Annotated in this window: 13 protein-coding genes; 6 read left to right on the plus strand and 7 right to left on the minus strand. The window is 68.3% G+C overall.

From position 1 onward, the window contains the following. Positions 1-70: 70 nt before the first annotated feature. The 3 genes from IPI43_18415 to IPI43_18425 form a co-directional block, all read right to left on the minus strand. Positions 71-892: an ATP-binding protein gene (locus tag IPI43_18415; GenBank protein MBK7776076.1), complete on the minus strand. Its 822-nt coding sequence runs from the start codon at positions 890-892 to the stop codon at positions 71-73. Beyond that, positions 892-2,469, minus strand: coding sequence for an IS21 family transposase (locus IPI43_18420; GenBank protein MBK7776077.1), 1,578 nt, complete (start codon positions 2,467-2,469; stop codon positions 892-894). The genes IPI43_18415 and IPI43_18420 overlap by 1 nt, the downstream gene beginning before the upstream one ends. 153 nt (positions 2,470-2,622) lie before the next feature. Continuing rightward, complete coding sequence (locus IPI43_18425; protein ID MBK7776078.1) at positions 2,623-3,171, minus strand: transposase; 549 nt, start codon at positions 3,169-3,171, stop codon at positions 2,623-2,625. A gap of 407 nt (positions 3,172-3,578) precedes the next feature. Between IPI43_18425 and IPI43_18430 the strand changes: the two genes are divergently transcribed. From IPI43_18430 to IPI43_18455, 6 genes are all read left to right on the plus strand, one after another. Next, a complete protein-coding gene (locus IPI43_18430) occupies positions 3,579-4,565 on the plus strand; it encodes an IS630 family transposase (protein MBK7776079.1) in 987 nt (328 codons plus the stop codon). Further along, positions 4,565-4,873 (plus strand): hypothetical protein, encoded by a 309-nt coding sequence (locus tag IPI43_18435; protein MBK7776080.1) that lies wholly within the window; start codon positions 4,565-4,567, stop codon positions 4,871-4,873. Before IPI43_18430 ends, IPI43_18435 begins: the two co-directional genes overlap by 1 nt. Before the next feature lie 167 nt (positions 4,874-5,040). Continuing rightward, positions 5,041-6,453 (plus strand): transposase, encoded by a 1,413-nt coding sequence (locus IPI43_18440; GenBank protein MBK7776081.1) that lies wholly within the window; start codon positions 5,041-5,043, stop codon positions 6,451-6,453. 402 nt (positions 6,454-6,855) lie between these two features. Beyond that, positions 6,856-7,776, plus strand: coding sequence for a tRNA threonylcarbamoyladenosine dehydratase (locus IPI43_18445; GenBank protein MBK7776082.1), 921 nt, complete (start codon positions 6,856-6,858; stop codon positions 7,774-7,776). Positions 7,777-7,841: 65 nt separating this feature from the next. Then, positions 7,842-10,367 carry a DUF3516 domain-containing protein gene (locus tag IPI43_18450; GenBank protein MBK7776083.1) on the plus strand — a complete coding sequence of 842 codons (2,526 nt, stop codon included), beginning with the start codon at positions 7,842-7,844 and terminating at the stop codon, positions 10,365-10,367. Between the two features lie 154 nt (positions 10,368-10,521). Continuing rightward, positions 10,522-11,160, plus strand: a complete 639-nt coding sequence (locus tag IPI43_18455; GenBank protein MBK7776084.1) for a hypothetical protein — start codon at positions 10,522-10,524, stop codon at positions 11,158-11,160. A gap of 4 nt (positions 11,161-11,164) precedes the next feature. Here IPI43_18455 and IPI43_18460 read toward each other — a convergent pair whose 3' ends face one another. The 4 genes from IPI43_18460 to IPI43_18475 are packed head-to-tail and all read right to left on the minus strand — an operon-like array spanning position 11,165 to position 17,880. After that, the gene (locus tag IPI43_18460; protein MBK7776085.1) at positions 11,165-12,841 is read right to left on the minus strand and encodes a HAMP domain-containing protein; all 1,677 of its coding nucleotides are present in this window, start codon (positions 12,839-12,841) and stop codon (positions 11,165-11,167) included. Positions 12,842-12,851: 10 nt separating this feature from the next. Continuing rightward, positions 12,852-13,568, minus strand: coding sequence for a response regulator transcription factor (locus tag IPI43_18465; protein MBK7776086.1), 717 nt, complete (start codon positions 13,566-13,568; stop codon positions 12,852-12,854). 59 nt (positions 13,569-13,627) lie between these two features. Then, positions 13,628-16,786, minus strand: a complete 3,159-nt coding sequence (locus tag IPI43_18470) for an efflux RND transporter permease subunit (protein ID MBK7776087.1) — start codon at positions 16,784-16,786, stop codon at positions 13,628-13,630. Then, positions 16,783-17,880 (minus strand): efflux RND transporter periplasmic adaptor subunit, encoded by a 1,098-nt coding sequence (locus tag IPI43_18475; protein MBK7776088.1) that lies wholly within the window; start codon positions 17,878-17,880, stop codon positions 16,783-16,785. The genes IPI43_18470 and IPI43_18475 overlap by 4 nt, the downstream gene beginning before the upstream one ends. Positions 17,881-17,992 lie beyond the last annotated feature (112 nt).

Below are 17,992 nucleotides of genomic sequence, written 5' to 3' on the forward strand. Positions count from 1 at the left end.
GTGGGCTGAGCATGCCGTCTGATGGTCGCGGTGTCACGTCCGGAGGAGCCGGAGGCGACGACGTCGGGGGCTACCGTCGCTTCTTCCGGATGGGGCGGTCGGGCTTGGTGATGGGGACGCTGGGCGGGGCCTCGTCCCCGGTGACCTTGGGCTTGAGCCGGTGTCGGTATGACTCGCCTTCGACGACGAGGTCGTAGGCGTTGTTGATGAAGCGGTCGACGGCGCTCTGAGCGAGCAGCACGTCATCGAAGGTCGCGATCCACTCGGCCGTGTCTCGGTTGCTGGTCACGATGGTCGGGAGGCGTCCGTTCCGTTCGACGAAGAGCTGGTAGATGTCGCGCCCCTCGTCACGCGTCATGGGCTCGAGCGCGAAGTCGTCGATGATCAGCAGATCGACGGTGGTGAGCTCGGTCATCAGGGCGTCGCGTGAGTTGTCGAGACGACTCTGCTTGAGGCGCCGCAGCATGTCGTCGGCGCGAGTGAGCATCACCTGGAAGCGGTGCCTGCAGGCGATGTGTCCGAGGGCGGTGGCGAGGAAGGTCTTGCCGACGCCGACGGGGCCGAGGATCACGACGTTGCGCGCGCTCTCGATGAAGCGAAGGCATACGAGCTCGTCGAGCACGTGCCGGTCGAAGTGCACCTTGGTCGAGTTGTCCCAGCGCTCGAGCACCATATCGGGGTCGAGTCCGGCCGTGTGTGCGCGACGCGCCGTCGCCGTACTGTCTCGCCGGTCGATCTCGTCCCGCAGCAGAAGGAGCATGAAGGCGTCGTGCGAGAGCTTGTTCTGCCGAGCGAGGAGCAGGCGCTCGGGGAGCGTGGGAATCATCTTCCCCAAGCGGAGCTTCTTGAGGGCGATGCGCAGCTCGGGATCGATGGTCGTGGTGTTCGACATCAGCGGTCCTCCTCGCGCGAGGTCTCGAGCGTGCTGTACACGCCTGCGTCGCGCGCGAAGCGTGGTGTTTGAGGCAGCTTGCGGAGCTTCCCTCGCTCCTCGGCCTCTGCCTCGGCGGACATCGCCATTCGGAGCATGCGGGCGATGCGGGGCACATCGACAACATCGAAGCTGAGCGAGCGCTCGCAGACGGCGTCGACCTTCGCGGCGCCGTAGGTGTCGCAGAGTCGAAGCAGCTGATAGCCCTGCCTCATCATCGTCCACGGCAGCTGCCGATCGAAGAGACGGTCCGCGTAGCAGCCCACGTGTTCGCCGGCCTTGTGAGCACGCTCGACGATGTTCGTGAAGCTGCGTGTGGCGTAGGCGGCAGCGCCCACGGGGTAGTCGTTGGTGTCGGTTGAACGCTGGCCTGGAGCCTGCCTCGGATGGGTCTTGATCAACTCCGCGGCGAGATAGATGCGCACCAGATGACGGTCCGCACGAACGCGCACCGTCCTGCCGATGAAGCGCGTCGGCACCGAGTACAGCGCGCGTTGCACCTGAACGTGATGATCCGGATGCACCTTCGCTTCGGTCCAAAGCGGCACGTCGAACGGCTTCTCGGGAGTCGGCAACATGAGCGGCTTCTCCTCTGCCTCGTAGTGCTCGCGCACCACGCGCTGGGTCGTTCCGTGGACGCGCTCTGCCACCCTGCGGCACCAAACCTCCGCGCTCCGACGTGCCTCGTCGAGGTCAGCGATGCTCTCGCCGTCCCACCAGCTCTCGCGCACGAAGGGCATCTGGTTTTCGACGCGAGGCTTGTCCTTCGGGTGCCTCACGCGCGTGGTGTCGACGAAGAAGTCGCGATGCTGAGCGTAGTCGGCAAACGCATCGTTCACGCGTGGCGAGGTCGGGTGCGGGCTCGTGACCATCGCGCTCGCGTTGTCGACGAGCACGCGCGCCACGAGGCCTCCGAAGAACGTCCATGCTGCATCGAGTCCCTCGCACACGGCTTCGGTAGTCTGCTCGAAGGTGGGCCAGATGAACTGCATGCGGCTGTACGTCAGCGTCACGACCAGGCACCACAGCGTTCGTTCCTTTCCCTGCGCGGCGTCGTAGAGCAGCCCCACCTTGCCGAAGTCGGCCTGCGCCTCCTGGCCGGGCTCGGGGTCGTCGACGCGAACGGTGGGCTTCCGCTCACGCCAACCGATCTCGTCGTGCGCCCAGCGACATAGCGTGGCGTACGTGACGTCCACGCCGCGCCGCTTGAGCAGCTCGTGCACCTTGGTGAGCCGCAACGCGCGCGTACCCTTCTGCGTGGGCTTCAGCCAGCTCGTGATCAACTCACGATGGGCATCGATCCGTCCGCGCGGCTCGCTCGGTGGCTGAGGGGCGCGCACCTGAACGGCCTGGACCACCTGCTGGACCACCACCTCCGTGTCGACCTCGCCGTCGGTCTCCCCGGCGGCTTCCACGTACCGACGCACTGTCTTCCGGTCCAGCCCCGTCTCGCGGGCGATCTCCCTCAACGCCTGCCCCGCTTCGCGGCGGCGCAGGACTTCCTTCACTTCGATCATGCTCAGCTCCCGGTAACTCATGCGGCTCTCCTCGGACGCCCGCGTCGTCCAAGGGGAACCGTGGTTGATGTTCCGGTCGCCGGCCCAGAGACCCCCTCCTCGCCGCCCCACAGGTGGTCCCATGAGGCTGCAAATCAGGTGGTCCCATGTCCCTGCAAAACTCAGGGGCACCCCTTACGGGTGGTCCCATGTCCCTGCAAATCCGGTGGTCCCATGGCCCTGCAAGTTCAGGCCATCAGGTGGTCCCATGGGCCTGCAAACTGGCATCCGCCGCTTCTTCTTCGCCGCTGCGCGCGTCCAGAACTGCACGTCGAGAATGCCGTTGAACGTGCCGTCTGGCGCGACGGCCACCGCGTCCACGACCTTGAGTCCGCGGGTCGGAAAGCGCGTCGCGCCGATCGAGCCCAGCGGCTTGGTTTTCGCGCGGTCCGTCAGAACCAGACTCGACCCATCCACCGGCACGTAGACAAACTCGTGCTCCGCGCATCGCCCTGCCGTCGCAGCCGTCGTGGCTTGCAGCAACGCCTCCGAACGCACCTTCTTGTTCGACATCAAGTCGTACGCCGCCTGTCGCTCCGCGGCCGACCGGCACACCCCTGCGATGGTCCCTCCAGGCTGCTGGGCGACCCGTGCCGCCAACCGAATCAGCCGATGGTTGCGCCTCGCATCACCGAGATCCGCATTGCCAAATTCTTCGCGAGCCCACGCCGTTTCTTCGTCCATCTCCCCTGAACACACCGGGGATCACGAAATTCCCGCACTTCAAAAAATGCGATCAGTGGGCAGGACTGAAGTCCGGGGCAGCATCCCGGGCGTGGATGAACAGCGGAAGTCCGCTCCTGCGGGGCGCGGACTGTGTGGTTCGAGGCTGGCATGCGCCTCGAATTCCGCATCGTTTCCAGCTTGGAACTCAACAGTTCTCTCGCTTGACCCGGCGCCTAGTACCGCCGCCCGGAAATCCGATCCGAGTTTGCGCATGACGGAAATAGAAGTGTGCGGTGGGGGGTTCAGGGGCGATGAGTCGTGGGCCGAAGGCGCGGACAACGTTCATCCCTTTGCTTGAGCGTCATCGCGTTCGTGAGCTGGCCTCGAGCCGGACGGCGCCTTTCGAGGCTGTCCGACGGGCACGCATGATCCTCTCACTGGCAGCAGGCGTAGGCACCACCGAGACCGCGCGGGCGTTGGGCACGTGCGACCGCTCGGTCAGGAAGTGGCGGGCGCGCTGGGAGCAGGCCCCTGTCGTCGAGTCTCTTCGCGACGGCGACCGTCCGGGTCGACCGCGCGTGATCGTGGCGGAGACGCGCTGCACCGTGCTCCAGCTCGCATGCGACAAGCCCGACAAGCTGCTCACTCCCTTCCGCGACACCTGGACACAGGGCGCGCTATCGATGGCTCTCACGTTGCGCACGGGGGTCGCAATCAGCCGTAGCTCAGTTCAGCGGATCTTGAGCGCGAAGGGGCTCAAGCCTCATCGCGTGCGGCAATGGCTCCACAGCCCCGACCCGTGTTTCCGCGAGAAGGTGGCGCGCATCTGCGACCTGTACCGCAACCCGCCTGCCGACGCCGTCGTGCTCTGCATCGACGAGAAGCCTTTGCAGACGCTGGAGCGCCGGTTCCCAACGACGGTCGGACCGGACGGTGTCGTTCGGCGCGACTTCGAGTACGTGCGACATGGCGTCGGACACCTGCTCGCGGCGCTGAACGTCGTGACGGGAGAGGTCACCACCGAGGTGGTGGACAAGCGCGACGCCGCGACCCTGACGCGCTTCATGCAGGCCGTGGCGCGACGCTATCGAGGCAAGCGCGTGATCGTCGTGTGGGACAACCTGAACATCCATCACGAGGGCAAGGATGACCGCTGGGAGCGCTTCAACGCAGACCGCAAGCACCCCTTCGAGTTCGTGCACACGCCGGTGCACGCCTCGTGGGTCAACCAGGTCGAGCTCTGGTTCTCCATCCTCCAACGTCGCGTGATCCGTCACGGTTCCTTCGAGCACCAAGGTCGCATCAAGCAGGAGGTCGAGGCCTTCGCTCGCTACTGGAACCTCTACGAGCGCAAGCCCTTCCGGTGGACGTTCGATGGCTGCTTTGAACAGCCCCTGCTTCGTGCGGCATGATGCGGCGCCATGCCGAAGTCGCCGCTGAGCCCTACGACGTCGAAGGAACCCACTCGTTCTTCCACAGCCGCAAAGGCTTCCAGCACCTTCGCGCACGCCGACGCGGTGAGTTCCTCACCGTCGTCTCGGGCCCAGAGCGCGACGCCATCAACCACTTCCGCCTGCGGCGCGTAACCAAGCAGTGGTGGGAACTCGAGGTACCCACCTCCGCCGGCCGCTGGGAGCAGGTCGGCCTCCGCGCCAACCGCATGGAAATCTTCAGTGCCCTGCTCACCGACTACCCTTGGCTACTCGCTCCCCGCGAGTGAAACTCGGAGCGAACTTCCGATCCGCGGTACTAGTCCGGGCCCGCTAGCAGCCCGTTGAAATACCCCGGTAGGGGATCGACACGGTGGATCGCTCCGAATAGTGTCGGGGCATGTCGATGGGACGGCGAAGGCCGAAGCAACGATCGCTGTTCGTAGAGACCGAGAGGATGGCCGGGGCGCCTCGGCACCGGTTCTACGACGCGCTCAACCAGGTCCTGGACGAAGCAGGATTCGATGCGCACGTGGAGACGCTGTGCGAGCTGGCGTTCGAGCCGAGGAGCCAGGGCGGTCGGCCGTCGTTGGCGCCAGGCGTGTACTTCCGCATGTTGTTGCTGGGGTACTTCGAGGGGATCGAGTCGGAGCGCGGGATCTGCTGGCGATGCGAGGACTCGCTCTCGCTGAAGCGCTTCCTGGGATTCGAGCCGCACGAGTCGACGCCCGACCACTCAACGTTGTCACGCATGCGCACGCGACTGCCCGAGTCGACGTACGTGGAGGTCTTCCGCTTCGTGATGCGTGTGCTCAACGAGCGCGGTCTGCTGCGCGGCCAGGTGGCTGGGGTGGATGCGACCTACCTTCGCGCCGATGCGTCGATGAAGACCATCGTGCGGAAGGGCAGCGGCGAGGGCTACAAGGGCTACCTGCGCAGGCTCGCCAAGGAGTCCGGCATCGAGAACCCGACCGAAGAGGAGCTGCGCCGCTTCGACCGAAACCGCGAAGGCAAGAAGACGTCGAATGAAGAGTGGGCAAGCCCCACCGACTCGGACGCTGAGATCGTGCGCTTGAAGGATGGGCGAACGCGACTCGGCTACAAGGCCGAGCACGTGGTCGACATGGAGACCGGAGCGCTCCTCGCCGTGGACGTGATGGCCGCCACGACGAGCGACCCCTCGTCCATCGAGACGAGCCTCAAGCTCGCCGAGCAGAATCTCGAGCGCACCATCGCTCGCGACGACGATGACGACGACAGCGACGAACCACCTTCCAGCAAGTCATCCGGGAGCATCCGCGAGGTCGTCGCCGACAAGGGCTACCACAAGGCGAGCACGATTCGGAGCCTCGAGGAGAAGCGCATCCGGACCTACATTCCCGAGCGGCTTCAGCACGGCAAGCGTCGCTGGCAGAAGCATGGTGGACGCAAGACGGCAGAGGCCGTGTACCGCAATCGAGAACGCGTGAAGCGCCCGAAGGGCAAAGAGCTACAACGCCGTCGCGGTGAACTCATCGAGCGCTCCTTCGCGCACATCTGCGAGACCGGCGACCATCGACGCACGCGGCTCCGAGGCGAAGACAACGTCCGCAAGCGCTACCTCATCCAGTGCGCGGGCTTCAACCTCAGCATCCTGATGCGCGAGCTCCTCGGAGCAGGCACCCCTCGCCAGGTCGTGGACCTGGCGAAGGCCCTATGGGGCGCAGCAGCCACTCTCGCGGATCACGTCGTGTGTGCGCTGGTGGCTCTCATGGCTGCTGTGGTTGCGACCAGCGCCGCCATGATCCGTCACGGCCGCTCCTATCTGCCGCCCTCGCTCACGCCACCCGACAGCCCTGGCTCGCTTCTGGGTTTTTCAACGGGCTGCTAGGGGCTGGACTTCCGCTCCTGCCGAGGCCCGGGATGCTGCCCCGGATTTTAACCGTCTTAACCCGGGGTGCCAATTGCCCTTGTTTTTGTGGCACTTTCGTGCCGGCCGCCTTCGCGCTCGCGAGAGCGAACTTGTGACGCGTCGACAGGCGTGGTCCTCGACGGCGACGGCGACGAACTGCGCTTGCGACTGCTCGGCTGAAAGCGGAGCGTCCCGAGGTCGGTCACGACTGGCGGGAGGGCCCCACGTCGCCGTCGCCGTCGCCGTCGAACGACAACGACAACGACAACGACAACGACAACGACAAGCGCGCCGATGAAAGGGGGAACGGCCCGTGCCGGCAACGTGGCCCCTTGCGACGCGCCACGCCGTGCCCTATTCCAGGCGCTTCCCGGACTCGCCATGACCCTGCCGCTCAGCCCCGACACCCGCGCGCTCGCCACGCCGCCCAGCAGCACCCCCGCCGTGAGCCCTGCGCCGGCCCTCGACGCGGGCAGCGTGGAGACGCCCTACCGCACGCAGCGCCGCTTCGACCGCGCGGCGCGGCTGTTCAGCGAGCCGGGCCTCGAGGCGCTCATGAACGCGCGCGTGCTGGTGGTGGGCTGCGGCGGCGTGGGCTCGTTCGCGGCCGAGGCGCTGGCGCGCAGCGGCGTGGGCCAGCTGGTGCTCATCGACTTCGACAAGGTGTGCATCACCAACAGCAACCGCCAGCTGCACGCCATGAAGGGCACCATCGGCAAGCTGAAGGTGGAGGTCATGGCCGAGCGCCTGCGCCTGGTGCATCCCACGGCCGAGGTGGTCGCCGAGCCACACTTCTACAACGCCGAGAACGCTGACGCGCTGCTCAGCGGGCAGATCGACTTCGTGGTGGACTGCATCGACAACATGACGGCCAAGGCGCACCTGGTGGCCACCTGCCTCGCGCGTGGCATCCCGGTGGTGTCGTCCATGGGGGCGGCGGCGCGCCTCGACCCCACGCAGATCCGCGTGGGCGATCTGTGCGAGACCGAGATCGACCCCTTCGCGAAGGCGTTCCGCAAGCTGCTCCGCAAGCACCACGACATCGACGTGCAGCGCGGCGTCCCAATCGGAGTGCGCGCGGTCTACAGCGTGGAGGTGCCGCGCGAGCCCGCACCGCTGGCCTATGACGAGGGCCAGGGTTTCGTCTGTGTGTGCCCCGGCGGGAAGAACGGCCTCAACGACTGCGACAAGAAGAACCGCATCGATGGGAGCGCCGCGTTCGTGACCGGCGCCTTCGGCCTCGCCGCCGCCAGCGTGGTGGTCCGCGCGCTGGTCGAGGGCCGTCCTGCCGCGGCCTGCTAGGGTGCGGCTGCATGCCTGACACCGAGCTCCCCCCGGCACCTTCCCGGGCCCCCCTCTACGCCGTGATGCCCCCCGAGGGACAGGTCACCATCGAGAGCCTGCTCGACGGGTTCCTGGCCTACTGCGCGCAGCGTGGGCTGTCGCTCTACCCCGCGCAGGAGGAGGCCATCCTCGAGCTCTTCGACGGCAAGAGCGTCATCCTCAACACGCCCACCGGGTCGGGCAAGTCGCTGGTCGCGCTGGCCGCGCACTGGAAGGCCGTGGCCGACGGTGGCCGCTCGTTCTACACGGCCCCCATCAAGGCGCTGGTCAGCGAGAAGTTCTTCGAGCTGTGCGAGGCGTTCGGGCCCGAGAACGTGGGCATGATGACCGGCGACGCCAGCATCAACCGGGACGCATCGGTCATCTGCTGCACGGCGGAGATCCTCTCGAACCTGGCGCTGCGGGAGGGTGACCAGGCCGACCTCGACATGGTGGTGATCGACGAGTTCCACTTCTACTCGGAGCGCGACCGCGGCGTCGCCTGGCAGGTGCCGTTGCTCACGCTGCCGCAGGCGCGCTTCCTGCTCATGAGCGCCACGCTGGGCGACACCGCGCGCTTCGAGGAGTCCATCGCCGAGCTGACGGGAGCGCCCGTGGCGCTCGTGAAGACCATGGATCGCCCGGTGCCGCTCGACTGGGAGTACTCCGAGAAGCCGCTGCACGAGACCCTGCTGGCCCAGCTCGAGTCCAAGAAGACACCCATCTACGTGGTGCACTTCGCGCAGCGCGCTGCCTCCGAGCACGCGCAAGACCTGATGAGCATCGACTTCCTCTCGAAGGACGACAAGGCCGCCATCAAGCAGGAGCTCACCGGCTTCCGCTGGGACACGCCCTTCGGCGCGGAGTTGCGCCGCTTCGTGCACCACGGCGTGGGCGTGCACCACGCGGGCATGCTGCCCAAGTACCGGCGCGTGGTGGAGCGGCTCGCCGGCAAGGGGCTGCTCAAGATCATCTGCGGCACGGACACCCTCGGCGTGGGCGTGAACATTCCGCTGCGCACGGTGGTGTTCACCAAGCTCTGCAAGTACGACGGCGACAAGACCAAGATCCTGACGGTGCGCGACTTCCACCAGATCGCGGGGCGCGCCGGCCGAAAGGGCTTCGACACGCAGGGCACCGTCATCGTGCAGGCGCCGGAGCACGTCATCGAGAACAAGATTGCCCAGCAGAAGGCCACCGGCGACGCGAAGAAGCTGCGCAAGTGGAAGCCCAGCAAGCCGCCCGAGCGGGGCTATGCGCACTGGGACGAGCAGACCTTCCAGAAGCTGCGCGACGGCGAGCCCGAGCGCCTCGTGTCGCGCTTCGCGGTCTCGCACGGGATGATGCTCAACGTCTTCACGCGCCCGGACGGCTGCACCGCCATGAAGCGGCTCATCCGCGCGAGCCACGACGCCCCGGTGCGGCAGCGTCAGCACGGGCGCCACGCGCTCGCCATCCTGCGCTCGCTGATCAAGGCCGACATCGTGGCGCTGCGCCGCGGCGGGGTGGACCTCAACGCCGACCTGCAGACCGACTTCTCGCTCAACCAGGCGCTCTCGCTCTACGTGGTGGCGGCCGTGGAGGCGCTCGATCGCGAGAACGGGGACTACGCGCTCAACTTGGTGTCGCTGGTGGAGGCCACGCTCGAGGACCCGAGCGCCGTGCTCTTCAAGCAGGTGGACACGCTCAAGGGGCGCGCGGTGGCGTCGCTCAAATCGCAGGGCGTGGAGTACGACGAACGCATGGCCGAGCTCGAGAAGATCGAGGCGCCCAAGCCTAACGCCGAGTTCATGCTGGGCACGTTCCGCATGTTCGCCGAGCACCACCCGTGGGTGGGCAGCGACTCGCTGCGCCTCAAGTCGGTGGCGCGCGACATGTTCGAGCAAGGCGAGACCTTCAACGGCTACGTGCGCACCTATGGCCTGGCGCGCGCCGAGGGTGTGCTGCTGCGTTACCTCTCGGACGTCTACAAGGCGCTCATCCAGACCATCCCGGAGGACGCGAAGACCAACGAGCTCGACGACATCATCGAGTGGCTGGGGGTGGTCATCCGCTCGGTGGACGGCAGCCTCTTGGCCGAGTGGGAGCGCATGAAGCGCGGCGAGCTGCTGGACGAGCGCGCCGAAGAAGAGGCGCTGCTGGACGCCGAGCGCAAGGGCGTGGACGTCACCGCCAACCGCAAGGCGTTCCGCGTATTGGTGCGCAACGCGACCTTCCGTCTCGTGCGGGCGCTGGCGCAGCGCGAGGAGCGCTTCTTCCTGGACATGGTGCAGACCGAGCCGGGGCAGCCACCCCTGCGCGTGGAAGAGCTGGTGGCCCTCATGGACCCCTATTGGGCGGAGTACGACGAGCTGCGCATCGACGCCGAGGCGCGTGGGCCACAGCACTTCCAGCTGGAAGAAAACAGTGGCAACCGATGGCTGGTGAATCAGTCGCTGCTGGATCCCGAGGAACACCTCGAGTGGCGCCTGCGCCTGGCGGTCGACCTACCGGCTTCTCGCGATGAAGGTGGGGTGGTGCTGCGCTGGGTCGGTATCGACCGCCCCGAGATTCCCGCTACTGCGCAGTAATGGTGCACCTGAACAATTGTCAGATGCGAAAAAGATGGAATTCCGGCCAAGGTTTGGTAAGTCTCGTTACGCTGATGTAGAAAAATGACGTTGAGCGATTTGACGTAGTCCATGAAAGGGGCTGTACTGTCGCTCAAAGAAGGGGAACCACGACATGGAAGTGAACGCTATGCAATCGAACCAGCTCATCGAGGTCACCGAGCAGCTCACGCAGCTCGACCCTGTGCGCACCTATCCGCATCGCGCCGGAGAGACGCTGGCTGGGCTCGTGCGTGCCACTGGCTTCCGTGTGGAGCGCGTCGACGGCGAGACCGTGACCAGCGAGCCCGCACCACGGGGTGAGCCTTCGCTGTCGCTCCCGCTGCGCAACGGGCGCGAGGTCATCGGCACCCTGCACCTCTACGGACACGGTGCTTTCGGTGAAGAAGAGGTTCGCCTCACCCGGTGGGGTGCACGCATGATCGCCCGCGGCATCGCGTACTGCGCGCGCCTCACCTCCGAGGGTGGGCGTCGCTCCGGCGAGGCCGTGGAAGCCACTCTCAAGCGTGCTCCGCTCACGCCACGCGAGCGTGATGTCGTGTCGCTCCTCGTGGCCGGCTCCAGCACGCGCGACATCGCCTCGCGCACCGGGTTGACGGTCTCCACGGTCAACACGTACCTGAAGCGCATCTTCTCGAAGCTGGGCGTCCACTCGCGGGTGGAGCTCGTGGCGCGCATGGCCGGCACCGACGGCCTCGGCTCCACGGACGGCCGCGTGGCCTACGACGACGACGGCGACCTCGCGCAGGCCTGAGGCCTCACGAGGGGAGAGAGGTCGGCTCGGCGCGCGGGAACGTGACCGTGAAGCGGGTCTCGTCGTTGCGGCTCGCCACCTCGATGCGGCCGCCCATGCTGGCGACCAGGTGCTTCACGATGGCGAGGCCGAGGCCGGTGCCGCCGATCTCGCGGCTGCGCCCCGCGTCCACGCGGTAGAAGCGCTCGAAGACACGAGCCACGTGCTTGCTGGGGATGCCGGGCCCGCTGTTGAAGACCGACAGGCTCACGTGCGTGGGGGTGGTCTCCGCACGCAGCCACACGCGCCCGCCCTGCGGCGTGTACTTGATGGCGTTGTCCACCAGGTTGATGAGCACCTGGTCGATGCCGCGCGGGTTGGCCAGCACGTCGGGGAGGCCTTCGAGCTCGGCCGTCACCGTGATCTCCTTCGAGTCGGCCATGCCCGAGAGCCCCTCCACCACCTCGAGCGCGGCGGCACCCAGCGACACGGGCAGCGTCTCGATCTCGGAGCGCTCGGACTCGGCCCGGCTGAGCGTGACCATGTCGTCCACCAGCGCCTCGAGGCGCCCTGCGTGGCGCAGGATGACGTCCAGGAAGCGCGCCGCCATCTTGGGGTCCTTGGCTGCGCCGCCGGCCAGCGTCTCGGCGTAGCCGCGGATGGCCGTCACGGGGGTGCGCAGCTCGTGGCTGGCGTTGGCGATGAAGTCGCGCCGCACGCGGTCCGCGGCCACGTGCTTGGTGACATCGTGGATCACGCCGATGGCGCCGCCGCCGTGCTCGAGCGGGGCCACCTGCGCCACGAAGTGCCGGGGCTGGGAGTCCACCATGTAGTCGAAGGCCACCTCGCGGGCCCCTTGGCGAACGTCGTCGTCGATGGCGTCCATCACGGCCTCGTGCAGGTCCACGTCGCGGATCACCTCGATGATGGTGCGCCCCAGCGGCTCGAGCTCGACCAGCGCGTCCAGCGCGTCGTTGGTCAGGTCGATCATGCCCTGGTCGTCGGTGACGAACACGCCCTCCGCCATGGAGTCCAGCATGGTGGTGAGGCGGTCCTCCTGCGTCCGCAGCGTGGCCTGTCGCTCTTCCAGCTGCTCCGCCAGGCGGTCGAGCGCGCGCCCGATGTCGCCCAGTTCGTCACGGCGGTCGCTGCGCGTGCGCGCGGTGAGGTTTCCGGCGGCCAGCGAGTCGGCCACCTTGGTGAGGTCGCGCGCGGGCTGGACCAGCGTGCGGGTGAGGCCCCAGGTGAGCAGCACGCCCACCACCATGGCCACCAGCCCGCCGGCCATGAGCAGCGCGCGCACGCTGCGGTGCACCGCCTGGCGCATGCGCGTGACGTCGCGCACCTCGATCACGCGACCATCTGCGAGTGTCCGGGTGAGCACACCCACGGTCTCCCCACGGGGGCTGCGCTCGGTCCGGAACCGGTCTCCGGGCGGTGCGTCGGGGGTGGGCGTCAGCTCGCGGATGCGGGACCCGTGCGTGCTCCCCACGCGCTCGCGCTCGGCCAGGCGGTCGGCCTCGGGCCGCGCCGTCCTGCCCGCGTAGTCGTCGAGGGCGAGGCGCAGGGCGGCGCGCTGGCCCTCCTCCGCCTGCTCGTCCACGATCTGGTCCTCCAGGATCCACAGCGTGAGGACGAGCAGCGCCATGGCGGTGAACGTCGCGAACATCACGCTGCGTCGTAGACCGCTGGGTGGCTCCATGTCTCTCCGCTCAGCCGTCGACGCGCGTCATGCGGTAGCCCACGCCGCGCACGGTCTCGATGTACTTGCTGCCGGCGCCCAGCTTCTCGCGCAGGCGCTTCACGTGCGTGTCCACCGTGCGGGTCTCCACACCGGTGGTGTAGTTCCAGACCCGCTCGAGGAGGGCGTCACGCGACTGCACGCGGCCCATCCGCGACGCCAGGTCCAGCAGCAGCTTGAACTCGAGGGCCGTGAGCGCGACCTCCTGGCCCTCCACGCGCACCGAGTGGCGCGGCACGTCGATGACCAGGCTGCCCACCTCGATGGCCTCGGGGGCCTCGGCCTCCATGTCGTTGCGCACCGCCCGCCGCAGGATGGCGTCCACCCGCAGCACCAGCTCGCGCGGCGAGAAGGGCTTCACCACGTAGTCGTCGGCGCCCACCTCGAAGCCCACCACGCGGTCCACCTCTTCGCCCTTGGCGGTGAGCATGAGCACCGGCACACTGCGCGTGGACTCCTGGCGCCGCAGCCGGCGACACACCTCGGTGCCCGAGAGGTCGGGGAGCATCAGGTCCAGCAGGATGAGGTCCGGGCGCCGCCGCTGGGCCTCGGTCAGCGCCGAGGTGCCGTTGCCCACCACCACCACGTCGTGCCCCGCGTCACGCAGGTGATACGCGACGAGGTCGGCGAGGTCGGGCTCGTCATCGACCACCAGGATGCGTGCGCTCTGTACGTTGTCGGTGCTCATGGCGCGTAGATTGGGCAGCAGTCGTGACAGGAGCGTGACATGCGCGTGGCTTTCTGCCATCAGTGTTCCGGGGCGTCGCGCTCCTCGTCGATCGCCCCACCCGGGTCGGTGGCCCAGCGGGTGAACGGGCGGAACCAACGCCCGACCGTGCGGCCCAGGTCGTCGAACGCCAGGTACAGGCACGGAATCAGCACCAGCGTCAGGACGGTGGCGAACGAGAGCCCCCAGCAGATGGCGTTGGCCATGGGCGACAGCAAGGGCGAGGCGGCCCCGCTCATGGCCAGCGGGAGCAGGCCGGCCACCGTGGTGATGGTGGTCAGGAAGATGGGCCGCAGGCGCAGGATGGCCGACTCCACCACCGCGTCGTGGAGCGGTCCGCCGGCTCGCCTTCGCTCGTTGATGAAGTCCACCATCACCAGTGAGTCGTTGACCACCATACCGGCCAAGCCCACCACGCCCACCAGGGCGATCATGCCGATGGGGGAGTTGGTGACGAAGAAGCCGATGGTCACCCCGATGAACGACAGCGGGATGGCCGACATGACGATCATCGGCTGGCTGAAGCTCTGGAACTGCGTGGCGAGGATCGTGTAGACGAGCAAGAGGGCGATCACGAACGCCCCCATCAACGAGTCGATGGACTCTGCGGTCTCCTCGTACTGGCCGCCGTACTCGATCTGCACGTCGGGGTTGCCCGCGATCAGCGGCGCGAGGCGCGTCTGGAGCGCGGCGTTGACGTCTTGGGAGGACGTGGCCGTCTCGTCGATCTGCGCGTAGGTCGCCACCATGCGCTGCTGGTCGTGGCGCTGGATGAACTGGGGGCCGCGCGCCTCGCGCACCTCGGCCAGCTCCCGCAGCGCCACCAGCGAGCCCGTGGGTGTGGGCACCTCCAGCGTCTCGATGCGCGAGGGGTCGCGGCGCACCGACTCGTCGAGGCGCACGAAGACGTCGACCTCGTCGCGGCCATCACGCGCGGTGGCCACGGCGGTCGAGCCGAAGGCGCGCGCCAACCAGCCCGTGATCATGGGCGCCGTGAGCATGTGAAGGGCGGCGCGGTCCTCGTCCACCACCACCTGCAGCTCGGGGCGCCCCAGGTCCCAGTTGTCTTGCATGGTGGTGACGCCGGGAATCTGCCGGAGCTCCACCTGCACGGCCTCGTTCAGTTCCACCAGCTGGTCGAGGTCCTCGCCGAAGACGCGCACGGCCACGGGGGCCCCGCGCGGCGGGCCCGGCCGGTGCTCCACGATCTCCATGCTGGAGGGCCCCACCAGGTCGTCGAAGAGCCGGTTGGCGCGGCCCATGAGCTCGCGTCCCGCCAGCATCCCGGAGCGCTGCTCGGCCGGCTTCATGTACGTGGTCACCATGCCCACGTTGTCACCGTTCACCGCGCCCATGGCGTTGCGGGTGATGCCGCGAACGGCCACGGTGGCCTCGACGTCCGGGCTCTCGAGGGCCAGCAGGCGCCGCTCGATCTCCTGGATCACGGCGTCGGTCTGCTCGCGCGTGGCCGAGGTGGGCAGCTCCACGCGCACGTCGAACATGTCCACGTCCCCGTCCGTGAAGAGCACCACGTCCTTGGTCTTCACGGCCCACATCACCAGCCCGACGGCCAAGCCGTAGGCCACGATGATCACGGTCCACCGGAAGCGCAGCGCGCCCTCGAGGCTGGCGCGATACGCGGCGGTGACCCGCCGGCCCGCGCGCTCCCAGCGCGTCTCGGGCCGCTGCACGTTGGCGACCTCCGGCTTCTTGATCGGCAGGCTCGCGAAGTCGGCCATGTGGCTGGGCAGCGCCAGCAGGGCCTCCACCAACGACGCGACCAGCGCCAGGATCACCACCTTCGGGATGATGGAGAAGAACTCGCCCAGCACGCCGGTCATCATGAGCAGCGGCAGGAACGCCGCGCAGGTGGTCGCGGTGGACGCGATGACCGGCCACATGACCTCCTCGGTCCCGAGGATGGCGGCCTGCCGCCGCGGCATGCCCTCCTCCATGTGCCGATAAATGTTCTCGATGATGATGATCGCGTCATCGACCACTACACCCAGGCAGAGGATGAGCGCCAGCAGCGAGATGACGTTGATGGTGATGCCCATCATCTGCATGCCGATCAGCGCGCCCGCGAGCGCCACCGGGATGCCGAGCGCCGCCATGGCCGCATTGCGGAAGCCCACGAAATACCAGAGCAGGCCGATGACCAGCAGGAGCCCCGTGGCGGCGTTGCTGTAGAGGGTCTCGAGCGAGCGCCGCACCTCGGGCGCGGCGTCTCCGAAGACCTCGATGGTCACCCCTTCCGGCAGACCGGCGCGCTGCTCGTCCAGCAGGGCGCGCACGTTCTCGCTGATCTCGAGGCTGTCCGACACGGCGTCCTTGCGCAGCATCAGCACCGTGGCCGGCTCGCCGTTGACGCGCCCGCTGATGCGGGGGTCCGCGAAGCCCTCCGTGATGTCGGCCACGTCGCCCACGTGCACGGCACCGCCCACCGGGTCGGGGCGCACCACCACGTTCGCGATCTCCGCGGCGGTGGCGGCGCGCGTCATGCCGCGGACCAGGCGTGTGTCCGTGGGGCTCTCGATGGTGCCCGCCGGGATGTTGAAGGCGCGGGTGCCCAGCGCGTCGGCCACGGCCGTGATGGGCACGCCGTAGGCCGAGGTGCGGTCCGGATCGACCTCCACGCGCACCTCGCGCTCGCGCACGCCGAACTCACCCACCTCGGCGATGCCCTCGATCTGCTCGAGGTCCTGCACCAGGTCGAGCGCCACCTCGCGCAGCACGCGCTCGGGCACGTCTCCGCGGATGGCCAGCGCCAGCGTGGGCACCGTGACCTTGAACTCGCGGACGATGGGCTCCTCGGCCAGGTCCGGCAGCTCCACGCGGCCGGTCTGGTTGCTGACCTCGATGACCGCGCGGCCCACGTCTTCCACCGTGGGCTCGAACTGGATGAAGATGGACGAGAGCCCCTCGCGCGAGGTCGAGAACATCTGGTCGATGTTGTCCACGCCGCCGGCCGCGGTCTCGAGCGGGACGGTGACCAGCTGCTCCACCTCTTCGGCCGACGCACCGGGCACGAGGGTGATGACCTGACACCAGCCCGTGGGCACGGCCGGGATGGACTCCCGGGTCATGTCCTTGAGCACCATCCCGCCCATGATCAGGCTGAAGATGGAGAGCAGGTTGACCAGGACGGGCTGCTTGACCGAGAAGCTGGCGATGCTCACGGTGGGGCGGGCTCCGCCTCGCGGGGCCGCTCGACCGTGGCAGCCGCGCCGTTTGCCTGTGCCTCGGGCACCACGTTGACGGCGCCGTCCGGGACCACGCGCTCGAGCCCGGCCACGATGATGTCCTGCCCCACGGTCACGCCGCTGTTGAGGATGGCGCGGCCGTCTTGGCGTGAGACCACGACCACGGCGCGACGGCGCGCGACGCCATTCTCCACCTGATAGACGTGCTCGCGCCCGAAGCGCTCGAACAGCGCGGCGGTGGGCACCGCGAGTCCAGGCGTTTCGGGCCCCGTGGTCACGGCCACACGCGCCATCAACCCGGGTCGCAGCCTGCCTTCGGGGTCCAGGATCTCCACGTCCACCGGTAGGCGCCGCGTGCGCGAGTCCACCACCTCGGACACGCGCAGCACGCGCCCGGTGAAGACCTCGTCGCCGCGCGCGAAGACCGTCACGGACGCCGCAGCCCCGGCCTGCACGTCGAGGGCGTCGCGCGGGTCCAGTAGCACGCGCGCCTCGAGCCGCTCCGTGTCCACCAGCATGAACATGGGCGCGCCCGGAGCCACGAACTCACCCTGCTCCACCACCCGCTCGACGATGGTGCCCGCGAAGGGCGCGCGCAGCACCGCCTCGGTGAGCCCGCGGCTCGTCAGCCTGCGCTGCGCCTGGGCCTGCTGCACCACGGCCTCGGCGAGACGCACCGCGTCGCGCGCCCGGTCCAGCTGCTGGGTGGCCACGCTGCCCTGTGCCGCGAGGCGCTCGGCCAGGTCGCGCTCACGGGTGGCCTGGGCCAGGTTCGCCTCGGCCTGGGCAATGCCCGCGTCCGCTGCGCCCACCGCCGCCGCCGTGCGACCAGTGTCGAGACGCGCGAGCACGTCGTTCAGCCCCACGCGCTGGCCGCGCTCCACCAGCAGCGCGACCACGCGCCCGGGCACCTCGGCGCGCAGCGTGGCCGTCCGCTGGCCGCGGATCTCGGCGGTGCCGGCGCTCGAGGGCGTCTGCATCACGCTCTCCACGCGGCCCACGCGGACGGGCGGGGGGGGTGGGGTTGCCGCGGGGGGAGCCTCTTCGGTGCAACCCACCACGCCGAGCATGCCCAAGAGGACGGCAGCGCGCGCTGTGAGTGAGGCCCGGGGGGGGAGAAAGGCACACATCGCCGCACAGCCTGAGACTGATAGGACTACAATGCAATCCTCCTCGCACCTG

It is taken from the genome of Sandaracinaceae bacterium (genome assembly GCA_016706685.1).
In the GTDB taxonomy this organism is placed as follows: Bacteria; Myxococcota_A; Polyangia; order Polyangiales; family Houyiibacteriaceae; genus JADJJE01.

What these genes read in the sequence shown, in the direction of transcription:
- IPI43_18415 (MBK7776076.1), bottom strand. Translation starts at nt 892, where the DNA reads ATGTCGAACACCACGACCATCGATCCCGAGCTGCGCATCGCCCTCAAG.
- IPI43_18420 (MBK7776077.1), bottom strand. Translation starts at nt 2,469, where the DNA reads ATGAGTTACCGGGAGCTGAGCATGATCGAAGTGAAGGAAGTCCTGCGC.
- IPI43_18425 (MBK7776078.1), bottom strand. Translation starts at nt 3,171, where the DNA reads ATGGACGAAGAAACGGCGTGGGCTCGCGAAGAATTTGGCAATGCGGAT.
- IPI43_18430 (MBK7776079.1), top strand. Translation starts at nt 3,579, where the DNA reads ATGATCCTCTCACTGGCAGCAGGCGTAGGCACCACCGAGACCGCGCGG.
- IPI43_18435 (MBK7776080.1), top strand. Translation starts at nt 4,565, where the DNA reads ATGCGGCGCCATGCCGAAGTCGCCGCTGAGCCCTACGACGTCGAAGGA.
- IPI43_18440 (MBK7776081.1), top strand. Translation starts at nt 5,041, where the DNA reads ATGGCCGGGGCGCCTCGGCACCGGTTCTACGACGCGCTCAACCAGGTC.
- IPI43_18445 (MBK7776082.1), top strand. Translation starts at nt 6,856, where the DNA reads ATGACCCTGCCGCTCAGCCCCGACACCCGCGCGCTCGCCACGCCGCCC.
- IPI43_18450 (MBK7776083.1), top strand. Translation starts at nt 7,842, where the DNA reads ATGCCCCCCGAGGGACAGGTCACCATCGAGAGCCTGCTCGACGGGTTC.
- IPI43_18455 (MBK7776084.1), top strand. Translation starts at nt 10,522, where the DNA reads ATGGAAGTGAACGCTATGCAATCGAACCAGCTCATCGAGGTCACCGAG.
- IPI43_18460 (MBK7776085.1), bottom strand. Translation starts at nt 12,841, where the DNA reads ATGGAGCCACCCAGCGGTCTACGACGCAGCGTGATGTTCGCGACGTTC.
- IPI43_18465 (MBK7776086.1), bottom strand. Translation starts at nt 13,568, where the DNA reads ATGAGCACCGACAACGTACAGAGCGCACGCATCCTGGTGGTCGATGAC.
- IPI43_18475 (MBK7776088.1), bottom strand. Translation starts at nt 17,880, where the DNA reads ATGCTCGGCGTGGTGGGTTGCACCGAAGAGGCTCCCCCCGCGGCAACC.